The organism is Flavobacterium ustbae, from assembly GCF_003946915.1.
Classification (GTDB): Bacteria; Bacteroidota; Bacteroidia; order Flavobacteriales; family Flavobacteriaceae; genus Flavobacterium; species Flavobacterium ustbae.
Window position 1 is genome coordinate 118,732 of record NZ_RPOC01000005.1, and the last position, 21,068, is coordinate 139,799.

10 protein-coding genes and 1 pseudogene are annotated in these 21,068 nt (G+C 39.0%); 7 read left to right on the top strand and 4 right to left on the bottom strand.

The window, feature by feature from the left end; all coding sequences use genetic code 11:
- Window positions 1–23: 23 nt before the first annotated feature.
- Window positions 24–11,963 carry an MBG domain-containing protein gene (locus EG814_RS09195; RefSeq protein ID WP_164515300.1) on the bottom strand — a complete coding sequence of 3,980 codons (11,940 nt, stop codon included), beginning with the start codon at window positions 11,961–11,963 and terminating at the stop codon, window positions 24–26.
- Between the two features lie 555 nt (window positions 11,964–12,518).
- Here EG814_RS09195 and EG814_RS09200 point away from each other — a divergent pair.
- Entirely contained in the window at window positions 12,519–14,126 is a 1,608-nt protein-coding gene (locus EG814_RS09200; protein ID WP_125721128.1) for a hypothetical protein, read from the top strand.
- 374 nt (window positions 14,127–14,500) lie between these two features.
- On the opposite strand, the gene EG814_RS21005 is transcribed toward EG814_RS09200, so the two are convergent.
- Window positions 14,501–14,662 carry a hypothetical protein gene (locus EG814_RS21005; protein ID WP_164515301.1) on the bottom strand — a complete coding sequence of 54 codons (162 nt, stop codon included), beginning with the start codon at window positions 14,660–14,662 and terminating at the stop codon, window positions 14,501–14,503.
- Window positions 14,659–15,232: pseudogene (locus EG814_RS09205) on the bottom strand (zeta toxin family protein). The gene EG814_RS21005 and the pseudogene EG814_RS09205 overlap by 4 nt, the downstream one beginning before the upstream one ends.
- Window positions 15,233–16,149: 917 nt before the next feature.
- Here EG814_RS09205 and EG814_RS09210 point away from each other — a divergent pair.
- The 3 genes from EG814_RS09210 (at window position 16,150) to EG814_RS21350 (ending at window position 17,173) form a co-directional block, all read left to right on the top strand.
- Window positions 16,150–16,557, top strand: coding sequence for a hypothetical protein (locus EG814_RS09210; protein ID WP_125721130.1), 408 nt, complete (start codon window positions 16,150–16,152; stop codon window positions 16,555–16,557).
- Between the two features lie 58 nt (window positions 16,558–16,615).
- Entirely contained in the window at window positions 16,616–16,852 is a 237-nt protein-coding gene (locus tag EG814_RS09215) for a hypothetical protein (RefSeq protein ID WP_125721132.1), read from the top strand.
- Window positions 16,853–17,041: 189 nt separating this feature from the next.
- Entirely contained in the window at window positions 17,042–17,173 is a 132-nt protein-coding gene (locus tag EG814_RS21350; RefSeq protein WP_394343509.1) for a DUF6965 family protein, read from the top strand.
- Window positions 17,174–17,436: 263 nt separating this feature from the next.
- Here the strand turns inward: EG814_RS21350 and EG814_RS09220 are convergent, their stop codons facing one another.
- Window positions 17,437–17,886 carry a response regulator gene (locus tag EG814_RS09220; RefSeq protein ID WP_125721134.1) on the bottom strand — a complete coding sequence of 150 codons (450 nt, stop codon included), beginning with the start codon at window positions 17,884–17,886 and terminating at the stop codon, window positions 17,437–17,439.
- 532 nt (window positions 17,887–18,418) lie between these two features.
- On the opposite strand from EG814_RS09220, the gene EG814_RS09225 reads away from it, so the two are divergent.
- The 3 genes from EG814_RS09225 (at window position 18,419) to ligD (ending at window position 21,046) form a co-directional block, all read left to right on the top strand.
- The gene (locus tag EG814_RS09225) at window positions 18,419–18,643 is read left to right on the top strand and encodes a hypothetical protein (protein ID WP_125721136.1); all 225 of its coding nucleotides are present in this window, start codon (window positions 18,419–18,421) and stop codon (window positions 18,641–18,643) included.
- A 38-nt stretch (window positions 18,644–18,681) separates the two neighbouring features.
- Window positions 18,682–18,861, top strand: coding sequence for a DUF3606 domain-containing protein (locus tag EG814_RS09230; protein WP_125721138.1), 180 nt, complete (start codon window positions 18,682–18,684; stop codon window positions 18,859–18,861).
- Between the two features lie 142 nt (window positions 18,862–19,003).
- Entirely contained in the window at window positions 19,004–21,046 is a 2,043-nt protein-coding gene (gene ligD / locus EG814_RS09235; protein WP_125721140.1) for a DNA ligase D, read from the top strand.
- Window positions 21,047–21,068 lie beyond the last annotated feature (22 nt).

Genomic DNA, 21,068 nt, shown 5'->3' on the forward strand with positions numbered 1-21,068 from the left:
GGATTTCATACACTTTTATTATGCTAGTTTTTTACCAAAAGATTTTTTGTAAAAGTTTTGCCATTTGATAAAGTGATTCTCACGATATAAACAGCTTCAACATGTGGAGACTGCATTGTAGTTTCGTTTTCATTAGTAGTCTTTTGATCCACTAGCGACCCATTCATACTAAACACCTCGATAAAGGCATTTTTCATTTTTGCGGCTTCTAAATTGGTAACCAATTGATAACTAGCATTTCTTTTTACAGGATTAGGAAACACTCTAATGGTCTCGACCGTTGTCGTTGATGATAAAGTTAATGGACAAGAAGTGATTATTGTTCCGTCAATTTTTGTTGCAACTGCATAATATGTCCCGTTGAGACCGCCTGCTTCTTTATAATACTGTAAATTCTGACCTGCTATTAGAACACCATCTTTGTACCAAGAGTAGGATTTAAATTCTTTTGAACTATTGTCAAAGAAGATGACATCAATAAACTGTTGTCTGATCAAATTCGGCTGGCTATTTAAAACTGGCAATACTATATTTTTAGCAGGATTGTAATTATTATTACCCGCTTGCGACGCTGTTATCGTTGCCGAACCAGGACTATTAAAAATCAGTTGATCATCTGAAATCGTTACCACATCGGTATTAGATGAAGCATACACTATCGGCAAACCACTATTTGAACTAGCAGTTAGAACTGTGGTCGTTTCTCCTTCACAATTTGATGCTAATATTTGATTCCAAGTGATTACTTGATCTGCTTTGGTAATTTCAAAATCACTGCCCTTGAACGTAATTGCATAGTTGGCACCCGCTGTCAGTGTTCCCTGATTGATTGCATAAGTCCCAACGTTCTCTCCAATCTCTCTCGTTAGAGCACCAGAGAAAGCATCATTTCCTGCCAAACTTGGCGAAACCGAATAGGTAAAAGCTGGATCTGCTGTACCATACACTTTTGCCTGCGATGCATCGGCGGTTACCGCGATTGGTTTTGCTTTAATAGCGAAGGTAGTTGAACCAACCAAAGTTACAGTATAGTTCGTTCCTGCTGTCAAACTGCCAATAGCATAATCGTAAGTTCCCACATTCTCCCCCTTTGTTCTGATTAGGCTGCCGCTGAAAGCATTTCCGCTTACTAAGGCTTCGCTTGCTAAATAACTGAAAACAGAATCTGTTTCTCCGTAAATTTTATTTTGAGAAGCATCAGCCGTTACGGTGATTGCTTTTGGCGTAATTTCAAAATCGCTGCCTTCAAAAATAATGGCGTAATTAGATCCGGCGCTCAAGCTTCCTTGCCCGATGGCATAAGAACCTACATTTTCGCCCACTGCTCTAGATAAAGATCCTGTGAAAACATCAGTCCCAACTAGATTTGGCGAAACCGAATAGGCAAAAGCTGGATCTGACTCGCTGTAAATTTTATTTTGAGAAGCATCAGCCGTTACCGTGATTGCTTTTGGCGTAATTTCAAAATCGCTGCCTTCAAAAGTAATGGCGTAATTAGATCCGGCGCTCAAAGTTCCTTGTGCTATTGCATAAGTTCCTACAGCTTCTCCAACCGCTCTTTTTAAATCTCCTGTGAAGGAATCTCCATTTTCTAAATCTGGTGCAAAAGAATACGTCAAAACGGCATCAGTCTCTCCATATACTTTTGTCTGCGAATCGGCCGTTACTGCAATTGTTTTGGCAGTGATTTCAAAGTCGTTTGCAGTATACGTAATCGCATAGTTGGCACCCGCTGTCAGTGTTCCCTCATTGATTGCATATGTCCCCACGTTCTCTCCAATCTCTCTCGTTAGAGCACCAGAGAAAGCATCATTTGCCACCAAAGTTGGCGAAACCGAATAGGTTAAAGCTGGATCGGTTTTACCGTACACTTTTGCCTGCGATGCATCGGCGGTTACCGCGATTGGTTTTGCTTTAATTGCGAAGGTAGTTGAACCAACCAAAGTTACAGTATAGTTCGTTCCTGCTGTCAAACTGCCAATAGCATAATCGTAAGTTCCCACATTCTCCCCCTTTGTTCTGATTATGCTGCCGCTGAAAGCATTTCCGCTTCCTAAAGCTTCGCTTGCTACATAACTGAAAACAGGATCTGTTTCTCCGTAAATTTTATTTTGAGAAGCATCAGCCGTTACCTTAATTGCTTTTGGCGTAATTTCAAAATCGCTGCCTTCAAAAGTTATAGCGTAATTAGATCCGGCGCTCAAGCTTCCTTGCCCGATGGCATAAGAACCTACATTTTCGCCCACTGCTCTAGATAAAGATCCTGTGAAAACATCAGTCCCAACTAGATTTGGCGAAACCGAATAGGTAAAAACTGGATCTGACTCGCTGTAAATTTTATTTTGAGAAGCATCAGCCGTTACCGTGACAGGTTTGGCTGTAATCGTATAATCATTGCCAGCATACGTAATGGCGTAATTAGACCCAGCACTCAAAGTTCCTTGCGCTATTGCATAATTTCCTACAGCTTCTCCAACCGCTCTTTTCAGAACACCTGCGAATGAATCTCCATTTTCTAAATCTGGTGCAAAAGAATACGTCAAAACGGCATCAGTCTCTCCATATACTTTTGTCTGCGAATCAGCCGTTACTGCAATTGTTTTGGCAGTGATTTCAAAGTCGTTTCCAGTGTACGTAATCGCATAGTTGGCACCCGCTGTCAGTGTTCCCTGATTGATTGCATAAGTCCCGACGTTCTCTCCAATTTCTCTTTCTAAAACACCAGAGAAAGCATCATTTGCCACCAAACTTGGCGAAACCGAATAGGTAAAAGCTGGATCGGTTTTACCATACACTTTTGCCTGCGATGCATCGGCGGTTACTGTAATTGGTTTTGCCGTAATCGTAAAGCCAGCAGCCACGTAGGTAAGACTATAATTGCCACCTGCACTCAAAGTTCCTTGTGCTATTGCATAAGTTCCTACATCTTCACCCGCGGTTCTCTTCAAGGTTCCTGTGAATGTTTCACCATTTACCAGATTAGGAGTAACAGTAAAGTCTAAAGTTGGTTCAGCGTCACCATACACTTTTGTTTGTGAAGCGTCGGCAGTTACTGTAATTGCTTGAGTTGTAATTTCACCAATTTTTGAAGAAACTGTTAGCGAGTTTAGCAGATAATTTGAAGCGTCATCTCCACTGATTGCTAAGTTGCTTACCGTTACGGTTTTATTTATTCCAACGTCCTTCGAATCATATTCTCCTAATGATGGATTATTTAATGTTACTACGTCGTTGTCTAAAACTCCATCAAGTTTATAATTTTCATCTGCTAAAACCGCTTTGGTTGTTGCGTCATAAATCTTTTCGGCATTTCCTTTTAATGCAACGGTTAATTCTTTAGGTTTAACTTCTCCAATAGCCGCGGTGACTGAAGCAGCACTTAATATATAGTTTTTAGAGTCGTTTCCTGAAAGCTTTAACGAATTGATGGTCAAGACTTTGTTTTTTCCTATATTTTTATTGTCCAAATCACCAGCTACAGGATTGAGCAAGATTACATCATCATTATCTACCACACCTTCCAAAGCAAAATTATCGGCATTTAAGGACGCAACGGCATTTGCATTGTACACTTTTGATATTTCTCCCTGTACTTTAACATTTATAGATTTTGGTTCTATAATCAAATCGCCTTCTATAATTTGATCCTTAAAATTTGGTTTGCTTAATACGGCGTAAACCTTATAGTTTCCAACATCTTTTTTATTGTTGTTAGAATAATTTACCACTACCCCATCAGGAAGAGCACCTTGAATGGTTAATGATTTCTCGCTTCCATCATACACGAAGGTGTTGGCTGCTAAAACTGCATTGGTTGTCAAATTGCCTTTTACAATTTGTAATTTGGCAATAAGCTGTTTATTATTATAATTTATTCCTCCATTAATATTGACTGTAACGTTATAAGAACCAATATTTACATTATCATTATTTGCATAAGTTGCTGTAACTCCATCCGGAAGCGTTCCGTCGAGAGATAATCTTTTAGGCGTACCATCGTAAACTTCTTCTTTTTCTAATAAAAATATTGCGCCCGAAAGATCAGCTTTATTAATCGTCATAGAAGTGGTCAATTCCAGCACATTGTAATTAGAGCCCGAAATTGCTGCTTTGATATCATTATAAACGCCAGCATTCTTCTGGGTGTTAGAGTATACCACATTTACTCCTTCAGGTAAAGTTCCCGATACTTCTGGATGTTTATCAAAACCGTCATAAGTAAAGTTTTTTTGATTAAATGAAATGCCTGAAAGGTTCTTTTTATTTATTTTAAGGGTATTAGAAATAGTACTGTCATTATAGTATTGACCTCCACTAATATTTGCTGTAACTACATATTCTCCTGCATTTATTTGTCCATTGCCTTCATAAGATACAGTTGCTCCTGCTGGCAGACCTGTAACGTTAAGATATTTTTCTGAGCCATCGTAAGTATAGGTTTGTGCTGGTAGGGCAGCGGCGAAATCTCCTTTTTCAACCGTAAGCCTAAAGCTTTTAGTAGCAGCCGCGTAGGTTTCATCTCCATTTTGAGTGACTGTTATCATAGCTTGTCCGACACCTGAAATACTTATTTTATTGTCCTTTGTGATGTATGCCACAGCTTTGTTGTCGCTACTGTAAGTAAGGGGCTCCAAACCGCTTGATGCGCTTCCTGCTACAAAGTCACTATCTGTGTATTTTTTAGTGACATCATTTACATTAATCGTCTGCCCTATTTTAGATTCAAAACATCCCATATCTATAGTCGTACTTAGAAAACGACTGTTACTAGCAATATCTCTATTACCTGCAATCAATGTGTTATACAACGTGTTATCTCCTTTATTGATTGCTACGGATGTTGTTTTTAAAGCAAAGTTATTTTTAGTTACATCCATAAAATCAGCAGGCTGTGCGTAGAGATTATTTGCTAAAGCCATTCCACCATATTGTAGCTGTGCTTTAGAGAGCAGAGAGTTTTTAATGGTAACTGTTCCCGCTATTTTGCTGATATCATTGTTGCCTTGGTTGTCTCTAAAAATAGAGTTCAACACTTCTAGAGTAGAAGTTCCAAATGTCATAATATGAGATGAATCACCTAAATTATCTCCAAAAGTAGTATTAACGACTTTTACGTTTGCATCGCTTATTGCTATAGAAGTACCGCCTGCACCAAAGTGATAAGCCGAATTACCATAAAAAAGTGTATTGTATACAGAAACGTTTGAATTGTCTGTCGCATAAATACCACCAGCTCTATAACCTGAAGAGTTTTCTGAAAGAGTACAGTTTTTTATGGTAACGTTTGAGCTGTGTACACGTATACCACCGCCATATTCTCTTGTAATCAATTTTCCGTTTACCATCACAGTTCCTTCAGACCCATGACCTGCATATCCGGCCGTCCCTTTTGTGATAGTGAAACCATCAATTTCGTTATTGCCCGCCGCATTAGAAACTGTAATAATATGATTGATTAAGGATTGACCGTCTAGAATGGTTTTATTCTCTTGAATATGTCGGGCATCTATACTTTCGTTAGCAATATTTCCATCAAAACCACCATATAGTTTAACCCCATCCAATAATAGGAAACTATTGTCTCTTCCTTCATCAATAAAATTAGAATTATCTCTGGCACTGTATTTTGGTGTATAAGTACCTTTAGCCACATAGATTTTATTTACCGTATTTGGTGTTTCGCTGTTAAGAATGCTTGCATAGCGCAATGCCAGCGATAAATCATTTAAAGCTAATTCCCATGAAGAACCATCTCCGCCAACTGTGCCTTCTTTTACATATAAGATTTTATCTACTAGTGCAGTGCTAGGCAGAATTTTTAAAGTTCCATTTTGATAGACAAAATCATAATTATTAGATGATAATCCGCTTGGCGTGATACCATTGGTGTAAATGCCAACTTCTGTTTTGCCTACAGCATTTCCTGAATAAACTAGAGAGCCTGTGAGTTTAGAGCTATCGTCTCCATTAACAAAACCTGTATAGTTTACATCATAATCCGCAGTTGACATGGCTAAATTGTTAGCAATTTTAGTCTTGTCATTTGCTTTTACAGTTAAGACAGCCTTTGTTACTGTCATAGCAAAAGTCTTTTCTGTCGGGAGAAAATTTTCATTACCAGCCTGAGTGATAGTTATGGTGGCTGAACCGGTATTTGCTATATGAATTTTACCGTCTTTTATTGTTGCAACATTAACATCACTGCTTTTACTGTAGGTTAATGGTAAGCCGCCAGCTGCTGTTGCCGATGGATGAATAAAATCCAATTCTCCATAAGTTTTCGTCAAGTCTGAAGCTGTAATGTTTTGAGTTGCACGCAATTCTTCAGCACCAACGTCAATAGTTCCTGTTAAACGAGCATATCCGTTAACATCATACGTTGACAGGCTGTTAAAAGTATAAGATGTATTAGATCCTCTGTCTTTTGCGTAGCTGTCATCCTTTAGTTCTGTACTATTAGTTTTAAAAATGGCATCTAAAGCGACGGTTGCACTACCGTTATAAAGACCTTCTACTATATTATCATCTTTTTGGACAATACTGTTGTATGATGTTATTCTGCTAGAAACCCCTTTGTTATTATCCATATAAATAGAATTGTACAATGAGGTTGTAGAGCTTGCATCGTTAACGATGGCAGCAGCATCTTCATTGTTTCTAGATATGGATTTATTTCCTGTTATTGTACAGTTATATAATTTTGGATTACTATTATTAACGTTATACATAGCTGAGCCATGCCCATAATATTCAGAATCTGATACACCATCAACTCCAACTTTATTATTTTTAATAATACAGTTTATAAGTATAGGGCTACTGTTATCGTTATATACACCACCTCCAAATGTTTTAAATTTATAATAAGGATAAGGAAACATTGCATTGTCCGTAATAATACAGTTTACAATAGTAGGAGAACTATTTCTATTATAAATTCCTCCTCCTTGACTGGCACTGTTACTATAAGACGATCCAATTGTAAATCCGTCGATAACATCGGCATTCGTTAAACCATTATTATCATTTGTTATGACTCTATTTCCTCTAGATTCTTGAGAAAGAATACTCTGACCAAATTTTCTTTTATGAGAAATTGCTGTAATACCATTATCAGGATCAAAACCTCCGTACATACTAACTCCTTTAACCAAATTAAAAGTTTGTCCATGATTAGAATTATATTGCCCGACAGAAACAAATATTTTTGTTGCTTTAATTGTACTTGAATTAATTATTCTTGCAATTTCTAATGCATCTCTGACTTCGCCTAAGGCATTGCTCCAAGACGTACCATTCCCTGTCGCACCTTTCTTAACGTATATTGTACCATCAGTTAATGTGATGTCCGGCTCAATTCTTAGCTTGCCGTTATTGTAGACAATTTCATATTTGGATGAAGTATATCCTGACGGAGTTATGATATAATTGTCGCCTATAGCTGTTGCAGTTGTTGCAGTCCCGCTATAGTGTAGGTTTCCGCTTAGACTATTATCCGGTATATCTCCTGAAACAAACCCAGAATACGAAACCGTAAATCCATTAAATACAGTATTATCCTGAATTTTAACTTTATCATCTGCACTTACCGTCAATAGTTTTTTATCAACAGTTAATGTGAAATTTGCATCTACAGCATCAAATTCTTTATCATTTCCTGATTGCTGTATTGATATAACGGCGGTTCCAACGTTGACAATCTTAATCTTCCCTTGTTCAATTGTTGCAACAGCTGTATTACTAGAAGAGACATACTCAAGCGGCAGTCCGCTAGATGCAGTACCATGCGTAAATGGCTCGTCGCCATATTTTTTTGTAATTGCTGCAGCTGCTATGGTCTGAGGCTTATTTCTCTCGAAAGCCCCAATGTCAACATTAGTATCAATTATACGGAATTTCCCCTTTAAATCTTTGGCGGGCAAAATAATATTGGCTGGATTATTATTACCCGCATTTAAAGCAGGACTAGCCATTAATAATGAATAATTGGCATCAAAAACACTTGTGGTATTGGTAATGCCATTTCGTCCCTGTATTAAGCTGTTCTCATAAGTAGGATTACTAGCAGTATTGACAATATCAGAACTGTTTTTTACACTAACAGAATTTACAATTCTCGCAGAAGAACCATTTGAATTGTATAAGGCTGCTCCTTGCGAACCTGTATTGTCAGCAATTGTAACATTAAGCAATGTTGGCAGCGATGCATTGTTGTAAATAGAGGCACCATTAGGCGCCGTATTACTAACAATCAAACAGTTAACAAACATTGCAGTAGCATTTTCATTATATACTGCTCCTCCGTTTGCACTAGCATTATTTGTTCTTATGATACAGTTTTCAAATTTTGCTGCTACTCTTTTATTGTAAATACCACCACCATTGGCAGCATTTCCGTTTGTAATAGTAAAACCATTCAGAACAGCAGTGCTTGTTAAACCATTGTCATCATTTATAATTACAGATGCATTATTACCTCGTAAAATACTTCCTCCATTTAAATTCCCTGTAATACGCTGATGTGTTAAGTTTGTAACAGCATTCTCAGGGTCAAATCCGCCATATATTTCTATATTTTTTGGCATTACAAATGAATTTCCTGAAGCCAATTGATAAGTTCCTTTTGCAACAAATATTTTTTTAACTCTTTTAGGGTCATTGTCCTCTTTATGTACAGAGTTGATATTTGCTGCTCTCGCTAAAGCAAGTTCTAAATTACTTAAAGAACTGTTCCAAGAAGAGCCATCTCCATTTCCGTTTTGTTTTACATACAAAGTGTTATCATTTAAAATCAAATTCGATTTTATTTCCAGCGTTCCCTCTTCAAACAGAACCGTGTATTTAGTAGAAGAGATTCCTTGTGGAATAATTTTGTAGATTCCAGGCTCTGTTGCCGTTGCAGCATTACCAGAAAAAGCAAGAGAACCAGAAACACTGTTTGAAACGCTATCGCCAGTCTCAAAACCAGAATACGTTACAGAATAGTTATTATTTCCGTAGATATTTCCATCAAATACTTTTACTTTATTGATCGCCTTAATGGTAAGAGGTATTTTGGTTACATTAACCACTACTCTAGTTCTGCTGCTCTCACAGTTATTAGCATTGGTCTGGCTAACCCAATAGGTAGCAGAATTTTCAGATGTCATATTTAAAGAAGGAATCACCGTTGATCCTGTTCCGCCATTTTCTTGCGAATACCATTTCAAGTTACTGCCATTTACAACAATTTTAGCTCCTTGCTGTCCAATAATAAAATTCTGTGGAGATTGCGCAGTTGGCGGCTCTGTTGAACTTATCGAAACAACAACACTTGTTCTATCGCTCTCGCAATTATTAACGGTCTGGCTTGCATAATAAGTGCTGCCTGAATTTAAAGAGGTATTACTCGCCAATGGACTTCCTCCTTGAGCTTGACTGTACCATTTAATGTTTGAACCAGTTGCTTTTAAATCGTTCACGATGGCTTCATTACAAAAAGCTTGTGTAGAAGCGACAGTTGGCATTGTTTTGCCAGAAGTACCTAATTCATTTTCATAAGCACCAATATCAATCGTATTTACTTTTCTATTCTTTCCAGAAAAATCATTATTTGGATATTCAGCGGCATACAATGTGCTATTTCCTCTATTTATGAGCGGGCTACAGCCTGTAAGGTTAAAATTATGATTAGCAGCATCAGCAAAATATAAGTTGGTTTCTCTAATATTGTTGTTTTTATTAACGAAATTATTTTGGCTATCATACCTAAAAGAGTTATTCTGAACATCAACTGAAGTACTTGACGCACTCAGCTCTTCGAGAATATTATTGTAAATCTTAATCTTTTTACTAAACGTATGAATACCATAGCTCAAATCTTCGTCCCAAATAGTATTATTTACAAAATCAACAGTTGAATTGGATTGAAAAATAGCTGTAAAGCTTTCATTTTTTGTGAAAACATTGTTATACAACTTGCTTACTCCCTCAAATGTGGCAATTATACAGCCAGAATATCCTTCACTATCTGTAGTCCCCACATTATTTCTTACAATATTGTTGAAAAACCGGCTTTCAGCATAACTTTCATTATATAAGGCAGCTCCAATATTAGATTTATTTCCTACGAATGAATTATTATGCATATCAGTTGCAATATAATTAGCTAGGAAGATCCCCCCGCCTCGTTTAGTAGAGTTATTGCTTTCGAAATTATTGCTGTTTATTTTTAGCTTAGTAGTAATTTTATTAGAAAAAGCATTGGCACATATTGCTCCTCCAAATTCAGAAGCCTTATTGCTATTGAAAGTATTGTTATTAATAACAGAATTAGCCGTAATCGTTTCGAAATTAATTGCTCCTCCTAATTTGGAGGCAGTATTTCCTGTGAATATATTGTCAGAAATCTTGATATTATTATCATTTGCAGATACTAAGGCGCCTCCATATCCGGAAATAGTATAACTGCTTGTATCTGTAACACTGTTTCCTGTAAATGTATTTCCATTTACGGCAGTTGTATTTTTATTCTCAATTAGATATAAAGCTCCTCCCAATAAAGAAGCATTGCCTGAAAACGTATTTCCTGAAAGTGTAATACCACTCGTTTGGGATATAATGCATACCCCGCCCGAACTTTTTGAAGCTTTGTTGTTACTAAAATTATTCGAAGTTATTTCTGCATTTACAACCTTAAGAAGAATAATCGCTCCTCCACCTCCAGAAAGCGTATTAGTTGCCGTCATTAAAGCTTTATTGCCAGTAAATGTAGAATTTGTAATTTTAAGATTAGTAATATTTTCGTCTGCATAAAGAGCACCTGCAAATTCTGCGCTGTTGCTGTCAAAAGTGCAATTATCAATGATTCTCGATGAGGCCTTATCCTGATTTACCTTTTCTATGTAGATAGCTCCTCCAAATCCATTATCTATTTTGGTTTTATAGGCTTGGTTACTATTAAACGAAACATTATTTATACTAAAAAGTTTTCCGCCCAAATCAGAAATAGCGCCTCCTAACGTTGCGCTGTTATTATTGAACCTTCCTCCTGTGATAGTTAAATAACTGGCGCTGCTGCTGATTGCACCACCATTATCCGTTGCTCTATTATCAGAAAATATACAATTGTTAAAAGTGGCACGGGCACCTTCTTGCAAGCAAATTGCTGCACCAGTTATACCCTGATTATTTTTAAATGTTACGTTTTCTAATGTTAAAACCCCTTTGATGTTGTATATTCCACCTCCATTACTCTTTGGGTATGATGTATTGAGTATTTCTGTTTTTTTAATATCACCTCCAGGAACCGAAAATATTTCCGGCAAGCCGCTTTTTCCTGCCAACTGCAAACCCATTGAAGCATAGCTATAATAAGGGCTCTCTGTCATTGAAACAAACCAATCTGGATATTTTTCCTTGATTTGATCATTCATAGAGATACTCTTAAGTTCTTGAGATATGTTGTAATATTCGGCTAAATCACTTTTTCCATCACTAATGGTTAGACCGTCTAAGTAGTAATTCTCATTTTCTTCTATAGCGTAGATAAGCACTACGTGATGCGCGCGATTACCGCCACCCAGATTACCACTAAGAATGGTTTCATTTGTTGTGATATTCCTTTGTGCAAGCGCTGTTTCATTACCAGCAAAACCTCCGTATAGTTTTACATCTTTTTTTAGGCCAAAAGTGTTGTTCCTGTCCTGTTGATTTTCGTTGGGCGCTAACGCTACTTTGGGAGTGTATATTCCTTTGGCAATCCATACTTGGGTGCCGGGTTCAGCTGTACTTATTGTTTTCTGCAAGTTACCAGAAGCGTTGCTCCATGAGCTTCCATCTCTATTTCCAGAACCATTTACCGTTACATATTGTATTGTCTGAGATTGTAACAAAATAGTAAACAAAAAGAAAAAGGCCGCAAGTCTGCCTCTTGCCGGATTTGATACTTTCTTAAAACATCCGAGAGTTCTGGTCTTTTGCATAGAAATCCTCCATGTAAAGGTTAAAGAAATCAAATTCAATAAGTAATTTTTTTCCATAAAAAGTAAGTGATAAAATTGATTTATTTACGTTGCAAAATTTTGAGCCTGTTGGCCAATATTCCGACGCATTAAATATTTTGGTTTTGAAAAATTATAGTTGCACTTCGAATACCAAATAAAGCGCTGAGCGTTTTTTCGCTAGCATTTTTTATTGCTTATTACCTAAGCAAAATGAAATCCTAAATGGGCATCCGAATTCGAGGCCGAAAATATGCATCTCGTCGCTATACTTACAATTTATAGGGGTGGACAAAATAAAGACATTTTTAAACAAGGCTATATTGTCATTTAAAAGCTGTATTTTTCACTCACGAATATTAGTATACAATTATCCTATTATTGTATTTTTTATACTTTTGCAACATATTTAAGCCCCCAAATTCCAAAATGATTTTCTGTACAAAAAAAAATAGGCTCTTTTTTGTGTTATATGTCTTTATTTGTTTTCAGCAGCTAAACGCTCAAAAGCTATATTCTTTATCTAGAGATTCAAAGATGGATATTGAATCTATCATTCGTCAGGAAAACAATTCTACAAAAGACACTCTTCAGCTTAAAAGACGTTTGTCTTCTCTACAAAATTCACGAAATAAGAAATCGCTTATTTTATATCAGGCGTTGCTTGCAAATGGTTTTTCAAAATACTTCGATAAAATAAACGCAAGAAGTGAGCACTATTATTTGGCCTCTATAAAAGAAGCTACAAAACTGAATGACTTAAGTCTCATTATTTGGACACAGCTCAATTATTCTAAATATCTATATTTCTATTGCCAGATTGACAAACTAACGCCGATTGTTCTTAAAACGATGGAGGAAAGCAGTCAGATTGATCCGGCAAAAATGATTATGCCTGATGAAACTTTCAAATTCTTTGGATGGATCATGTCTACCGTTGAAGATGATTCTGCTATCAAATACTATAAAAAATCTTTGCAGTACATGAAAACACCTTCTTCTGACGCAGCAGGGGTTCTGAATGCAATCGGAAATTGTTATCTTAAGAATAATGATTTATCAAATGCAATGCAGTTCTTTAATAAATCTGAAGCTATAGCCCTAAAAGTGCATGACAGTATTAGATATGCTAAGATTTTGGGAGATAAGGCAATCGTGTGTGAAAAAAAAGGGAATCTAAATGAGGCAGCCAGTCTTTTGAAAAAAGATATTTTTTACTCTCATAGATTCAAAACTGACAAAAATGAAATGTACGCTTCTATACAGCTGGCTAAGATTCTCATAAAGCTTAATGATACGGTTCAGGCTCAAAGGATTCTGGAAAGGGCCGGAACTATTGCCAGTTCAAAATCATATTACAGAAGTTGGCTGAAAGAAATTATTGAATTAAAACTTATCCTTTTAAATGGAAAGAATATCGAAAAGGAATTGCTTTTAAGACGCCAGCTAAAAACAATCGAAGAATATCTGCTCAGCACAAATGGCAACACTGTGCTGCAGAGATCCTATTGGTTGATTCAAAAGAAGAAATACGAAAACGATGCTAAAAATATCCAATTGGAATTAGAACAGGAAGCAAAATCAAATAGAATCTTTATTACGGTTTTGGTTCTCATTACTTCATTAAGCCTGCTTGCTTACTATTCTTTAAATAAAAAATTAAAAACGAAAAGAATAAAAATAGAAAAAGACAGATTGCTTTTTGAACAGAAACTTAGCGATGCAAATTCTGATATAAATTCGTATACCAAACATCTCGAGAATCAAAACAGGCATATCTCCATTTTAGAGCATAAGCTTGAAGAAATTAAAATTTCGGCATCTAAACAAGTGGAAGATGAGAATGTAAAACTCCAGGAAATTCTAAATTCCCATTTAATGACAGAGGAAAACTGGAGTGCCTTTAAACAGGAATTTAAAAAGCAGCACAGGGGGTTTTATGAATCTCTAACAGAGAATTTTCCCGAATTAAAAGAATCGAATCTAAAAATAATAATGCTGCAGAAATTAGAATATTCTAATTACGAAATATCATGTCTTCTTGGCGTAACGATTGATGCTGTGAAAAAGAGCAAACAGCGATTGAAAAAAAAATTGGGAGGCAAACATGATTTGCTATTTGATATAATTTCAAATAATAATTAGAGATTCTGGATATATAAACTAAAACAGTGTATACTATTACTGCCATTAAAAGCTAAGGAAATTGGCTGATATTGGCCATCATTAGTGTTGTGGCAAAAGCGTGGCACTTTACGTTTTTGGAAACTACAATCCAGTAAAATAAAGGCCTACTGACTTTAGGGTCGAAAATATATATGAAAAAGAAAAAAAAATAAGTTATTAAAGAAAGGAAGGAAGGAAGGAAGGAAGGAAGGAAGGAAGGAAGAAAGAAAGAAAGAAAGAAAGAAAGAAAGAAAGAAAGAAAGAAAGAAAGAAAGAAAGAAAGAAAGAAAGAAAGAAAGAAAAATAAAACAGCCCTCATTTCTGAGAGCTGTTGATGATTGGAAGTATACTTTTTATAAAGAACTGGCTTTTATCCTTACGATCTTGCCATCCTGCATAACAACTAAATCACTGTTATTTTTCTTTTTAAACTCAATTAATTTTTCAGAAACTTTATCCATTGCCTCTATAATCTTCTTCTGAGTTGGTGTCGTTGTTGATTTTTGTTCTCTCATGATTGGTTCTTTTTGAGTTTATCAAACTTGATTTCATTTACAACTTCAATATCATTGCCTAAAGTTTTTTGTGCTATCAATTCAGCTTTTACAGCTGTATTGTCAAAAATCAATGCCTCATTAACTATATGCAAATATATAGTAAACAAATTATTTATTCCGTTTTTATATCTGCGTTTAATAACATCCTTTTCAATATTATGTCCTCCTTCCTGAACCCTCGTCTTGACTCGTTCAATTGCCAGGTCAATACTATCGAGCCAAAAAAATAAAAGAACCACTTTATAGCCCTTTTCCTGAGCCGAAATCACTTTCTGCTTATAGCTTTTGTAGCCAAAGTCGTTTCAAAGGCGAAAACTTCATCATTTGCTAATAATTCATTGATTCTGTGGAGCATTATTCTTCCCGATTCAAAGGCAGCTTTTTCAGGCTGGAAAGGAGAAAGTCTTTAGCAATTTCGTCAGCATTTACAAACTCCTTACAATTTAGTATTTCAGGAAGTATTGTAAATGAAGCAGTAGTCTTGCCAGCACCATTACAGCCTGCAATTATATAAAGATTTTTATTCATCCTCACAAAGATAATAAATTACACTTTTAGTGTACATTATTTAAACTCTTAGTTTATTCTTAAAATGTCTTAAAACTTGCAAACGAACTACAACATTTATAAATTTTCATAATACATTATTTTTACTTTCCATCCATCTAAGACATCATCAACCATAATCAAAATAAAAAATCTAAAAGAAATAACGAAAAAAAACGAGCAAACAATTAACTAAGTTTCACAGCAGCGCTCCAGGATCATTATCAAAAAACATTAGTTCGAGTCCTGTTCCCGCTAGAATAAAAGAGAAATTTTATAATCACGAAAATGTTATAGATTAATGTTTAAAGTTTTGTGGCAAAATCGTGGCATTTAAATTTTTTTCAAACAGGATCTCCAGAAAAATATAGCTATACGAAGCATAGGTTCGAAACTTATACTTAAATATTTTTTTTAAAATGGAAATCCATTTGTGCCGGGGTTCGGCACAAAAGATCGGAGCGCATAGCGGGAAAAAGTTCCTGAAAAAAGAACTAAATGCAACTCACTATTAGTCACTCCAAATAGAATTTGTTAAAATTATTCATACCTAAAAGATAATTTACTAGGGTGCACTGGACAAGCGGATTATCAAGATGAAATTAGCTAGTTCCAACATATATTCCAATATTTACACCTGCCTCTTTAATTACCTGATAGCCATTTTATAAATAAAAACCATTTATCTGTAAGAAAAACTGCCGCCGCCTCCCTTACATTTGACATAAGGCAAAACGTAAAGCTAAAGCAGAAAACCAAAATCCAAAAACACAAAGGCGAAAGGCAAGGCGCAAGCCAAAAGCCCAGAGCCCTGGCCTGGACCGGAAAGACGATACAGCCGCTTTACGGGCAGACCGCTTAAAAAAAAACAGCAGCAGTTAATTTTAAAAAAAAATAAAATGAAAAATCCAGATACATCAAAAAACCAGCCCCAGCGGAAAGGGAATCCCCAAAACCAGGGCATAGATCTAAAAAGCAATAATCCAGACACCAATCCTTACGACTCGGAGAACCTTGATAATGAATCAGACAACTCCTCCAAAGACATCACCGAAAAGGACATAGAAAAAGACCTTTTACAGAACGACCCTTCTGAGGGGTTTGAAACAGATATCGACAAACCTGAAAGCGGCAGGGATGAAGATGAGGCCTTTGAAACAATCGATCCCGATGATGGCAATCCCGTGAGAAAGGAATTCGAAATAGGCCAGCTCGGCAGTGAAGAGCTTCAGCAGGATGAATTGGCACGGGACGAGTCAGAGGGCGGCCCTGCCCACTTCCATAAGCCTTCGGAGCGGAAATACTAAGAAGCCCCTAACACACAGAAGGCTTTTGCAAAGATTACAAACCATTAATTAAAAAATTATGATACCACAGCAAAACCACGATACGCACTATCAGAAAGAGAGCGCCTATCATATCGGGGAAGAACAAGACCATTGGGAAGCAATGGAGCACTCAGAGACTGCCGCAGGCCAGCATTTGAGCGAAGAGCGCTCAGCAGACCACCAGCCCACAGAGCTCGACCATGATGATGCGGACAGAAGAACCCTTGACGAGTCCCAAGCGGACGAGGACGAAGATGAAGACCACCAGCATTAGGATTTATCTTCCAATACAAAAAAGAAAAGCCTGCGGGATCAGAGCATTTCGCAGGCTTTTTTGTGCTTTCCCATTTATTCTATATTCATTTGTCTGTCACCATTTCAGCGCAGAGAGCATTAAATTCAGCGCCGGCGCCTTGACCCGTTCGCGCTTATTGCCTATTTTTGCGCGATAAATTACGAAGAGATCAAACGCCATTTCGAGAACCGTCCCCCGCCGAAAGAAGTGCAGCTGACCCTCTGGGCCAATATCACAGATACCCAGATATTTGTTAGGAGCTGCTACTCCACCATTAGAAACTTCAGCGGATCTGCGTAGAGATGCCCCGCCTTCTGGCACTTGCGGGATTTTAACATCCTAATGAAAAAAAGCCAGCAGAATCCTGCGCCAGCAATTCCCGAAGGGGAAACTGCAGCTCAAGAGAATACATCTCACATGACAGCATCAGAACATAACCCGGAGAAGTCCGAGGCCGAAGCCTGACCTATCCAAAACAATCCATCATTTTACCCCTTCAATTATAAAAAAAACAGCACCGAATCTGAGCTGCGGGGCTGTCTTCTGTAAGGATCCCAGTCTTTTCAGGTTAGAATGAACCCTTTCTTATCTCTTGCAAATGCGCTCCAGTCGATCATAAAAACAGCCCAAAGCAGCTTTTTAAGCTCCTGAAACGTGGCGGGCTTCACCGCATAGAGATCAGCCCCCAGCGCGTAGGAAAGCTCAATATTTTCAGGATTCCTGCTTGTGGAGAGCATAATTATCTTAAGGCCGCTAAAAAGCCCGTCTGCGCCTTTTATCTCCCTTAGGCAGTCAAACCCGTTTTTTCCGGGCATGTTGATATCTAAAAATAGCAGCTCGGGCATCTCTGCCCCGCTCCCCGAAAGGCACTGCAGAAGCTGCTGCCCGTCGGCGGCCTGCCCAACTCTAATGCGCAGATCAAGCTCATCCACTGCATCAAGAAAGAGCAGCCTGTCATCCTCGTCGTCATCGGCATGGAAAATAAACTTATGAAAATTCTGGAGCTCGGGCATCGTTTTCAAATTTAGGGCAGTTCAATGAAGGGCGAATGAATCTGCAAAAGTTATACTAAAAAAATAATACAATCCTCTGAAATAGATAAACGATAGAAATATGTCCGCGTGCGGCTGGTGAAATGCAAATATAGGGCTAATTTTTCAGAAAATCGCTGCAAATGATGCAAATCTGCAGAGCCCGCCAAAATCCAGCGTGTCGCGCCTTCGAATGAGGGAACAGTTTAACCTGCGGGTCTGGTGTAGCAACGAAAATAATATTTCCCTACAAGTCTGCCACTATTGCCCCAAAACTTTCTTCCAGTATTTTAGTCCTGATTGCTTCGCCAGTTCGCTTTCGCTCGAGTGCAGCGACTAGCGGGAAAAAGCTCCAAAAAAACATTAACATCCCGCCAGCTGAAAAAAAAAGCTGAACCATCATCCCAAAACCGCTCCCTAAGTGATAATTACATAAACTCCGCGCTTTTTCCTGTAAGCTTAAATCGAGCTAACCTGCTAATTTTAAGCCTGCTAATTATTAAAATCAAAAACCATGGAAAACACGCATAATTTCAGCCCTGAAGAGCTCCAAAACTGCCCGTACCACCAGATGCTGGCCGCTCAGGATAATAAAAATAAAGACACCCGGCACGAGAACACCGGAGACTGGGGCGATATCGATGAGACAGATGAGGCAGGAACTGACCCCAAACGCAATGAAGAAAGCGGCAGCGATGACCCGACAGATGCCCGTTTGGAACCAAATACCAATACCTGAAACGCAATACAATAATTATTAATTCAAAATCAATTGTCATGAGCGACGACTTAAAAAACAAAGGACAGCAGGACCGCTCCCGCATCAATATGAACGAGGACCACGAGGTCGCGTATTGGACAGAGAAATTCAATGTCAGCCGCGAAGAGCTCCAAAGGGCTGTAGATGAGGCCGGCAGCTCAGCGGATGCCGTAGCACGCATGCTGCGCGCAAAATAGCACAAGCCAATAAAAAGAACCTGATCCCCGGCATACCTGTATATGTTTCGGGGATTTTTACCTGAATGATACAGTACATCTAAGAGTAACAGCCCAAGGCGGTCCGCCTTTATTTACCTTATCTCATTTAAAGACAGCAGACATGGGAAAGAAAAAAGATAATAAGACAGCGCACATCAATACGCTTTTAAAAGCAGGTGCGCCAGCAAGCATGCCAGAGGGGATCAAGCCCATGCTGGCAGTTTTGGTAAACGCGCCCTTTGATGACCCCTTATGGGCCTTTGAGGTGAAATGGGACGGCTACCGCTCCCTGGCCTACATCCAAAAAGGCGAAGTATCTTTGGCCTCCAGGAACAATAAACCCTTTACCGATAAATACTATCCGATAACCCAGGACCTGCAGAAGTGGAAAAACGATGCGGTGCTCGACGGGGAGATACTGGTTTTAAAAGAAGACGGAAAGGCGGATTTCAGCGCGCTTCAGAACTGGAGAAGCGAGGCGGACGGGTATCTGGTCTATTATGCCTTTGACATTCTCTGGTACAACGGGATAAACCTCATGGAGCTGCCCCTTACAGAGCGCCAGGCCATTTTAAAAGAAATACTGCCTAAAGATGACGACCGCATACGCCTGAGCCAGAGCTTTGAGGGCGGCATCGATTTTTTTCAGACCGCCAGCGCAATGGGGCTTGAAGGGATCATGGCCAAGAGAAAGGATTCCCTTTACATCCCTGAGAGCCGAAACAGGCAGTGGCTGAAGATAAAAGCCCAGAAGCGCCAGGAGGTGGTTATCGCGGGCTATACCCGAAACGAGGACTCCTCCAAGCTCTTCAGCTCGCTGCTGCTGGGCTTCTACCAGAACGGAGAGCTTCAGTATGCCGGCAAGGTCGGCACAGGCTTTACCGATAAGATGCAGAAAGAAATGATGCAGGAGTTCGCGCCCCTTATCACCAAGACCATCCCCTTTGCCTCGGAGCCCGATATCAACAAGCCCTCACGCTTCCGCCCCAACCCGCCGCATGCAAAGGCGGTCTGGCTCAGACCCGAACTGGTCTGTGAGGTCAGCTACGCCGAGATCACATCCGAGGGGGTTTTCCGCCACCCATCCTTTGAAGGGATGCGAAGCGATAAAAAAGCGGCCGATGTAACCTTGGAGAAAGAAGCGGAATCGGGGGCGGTTTTAAAGGACAATGCCCCAGAAATGAAGGCACCCGTTACCTCTCCCCTTTCCGCTCCAAAAGACAGCGGAGTGAAAACACTGTTAAACCCGACCGAAGAATCGCAGACCAAAAAGATCAAGGGGCAGAACATGACCTTCTCGCACCTTAGCAAAGTCTACTGGCCCCAAAGCGGGGATACCAAACGCGATATGCTTAATTATTACTACAAGGCGGCCGAGTTCATCCTGCCGTACCTGAAAGACCGGCCATTGTCGCTAAACCGGTTTCCCGGGGGCATTAACGGCAAGAGCTTCTACCAGAAAGACGTGAAGGGAAAAGCCCCCGAGTGGGCACAGACTTTCCCCTACACGACCAGTGATGGTGAGGAAAAAGAATTCCTTGTAGGCGGGGATGAGAAAACCCTGCTTTACATGGCATCCCTTGGCTGCATTGAGATGAACCCGTGGTTCAGCCGCATCCAGCATCCCGACAATCCCGATTACTGCGTGATAGACCTTGACCCGGACCAGAATACTTTCGGGCAGGTCATACAGGCCGCCTGCGAGGTTAAAAACATCCTTGATTCGCTGGATATCACCGGATACGTGAAGACCTCAGGCTCCACCGGCATCCATATCTACATTCCCCTTGGCGCTAAATACAGCTATGGCCAGTCCCAGATGTTCGCAAAAATGATCGTTTCCATTGTGCACGGACAGCTTGCTGGTTTCACAAGCCTGGAGCGCCAGATCAAAAACCGCGGAGGGAAGATGTACCTGGATTTCCTGCAGAACCGTCCCGGCGCGACAATCGCATGCCCTTATTCGCTGCGCCCCAAACCGGACGCCACGGTCTCCATGCCCCTGCACTGGGAGGAGGTCAGAAAAGGGCTGGAGATAAAGGATTTCACTATTGAGAACTCCATAGCACGCATGAGGGCTGAAGGGGATATTTTTAAAGGGGCGCTGCAGAAGGGAATTGACATGAGAAAAGCAGTCGCCAAAGCCCAGAGCCTCTTTTTTTAAAAAGCTGGCCCTGCAGCTATAA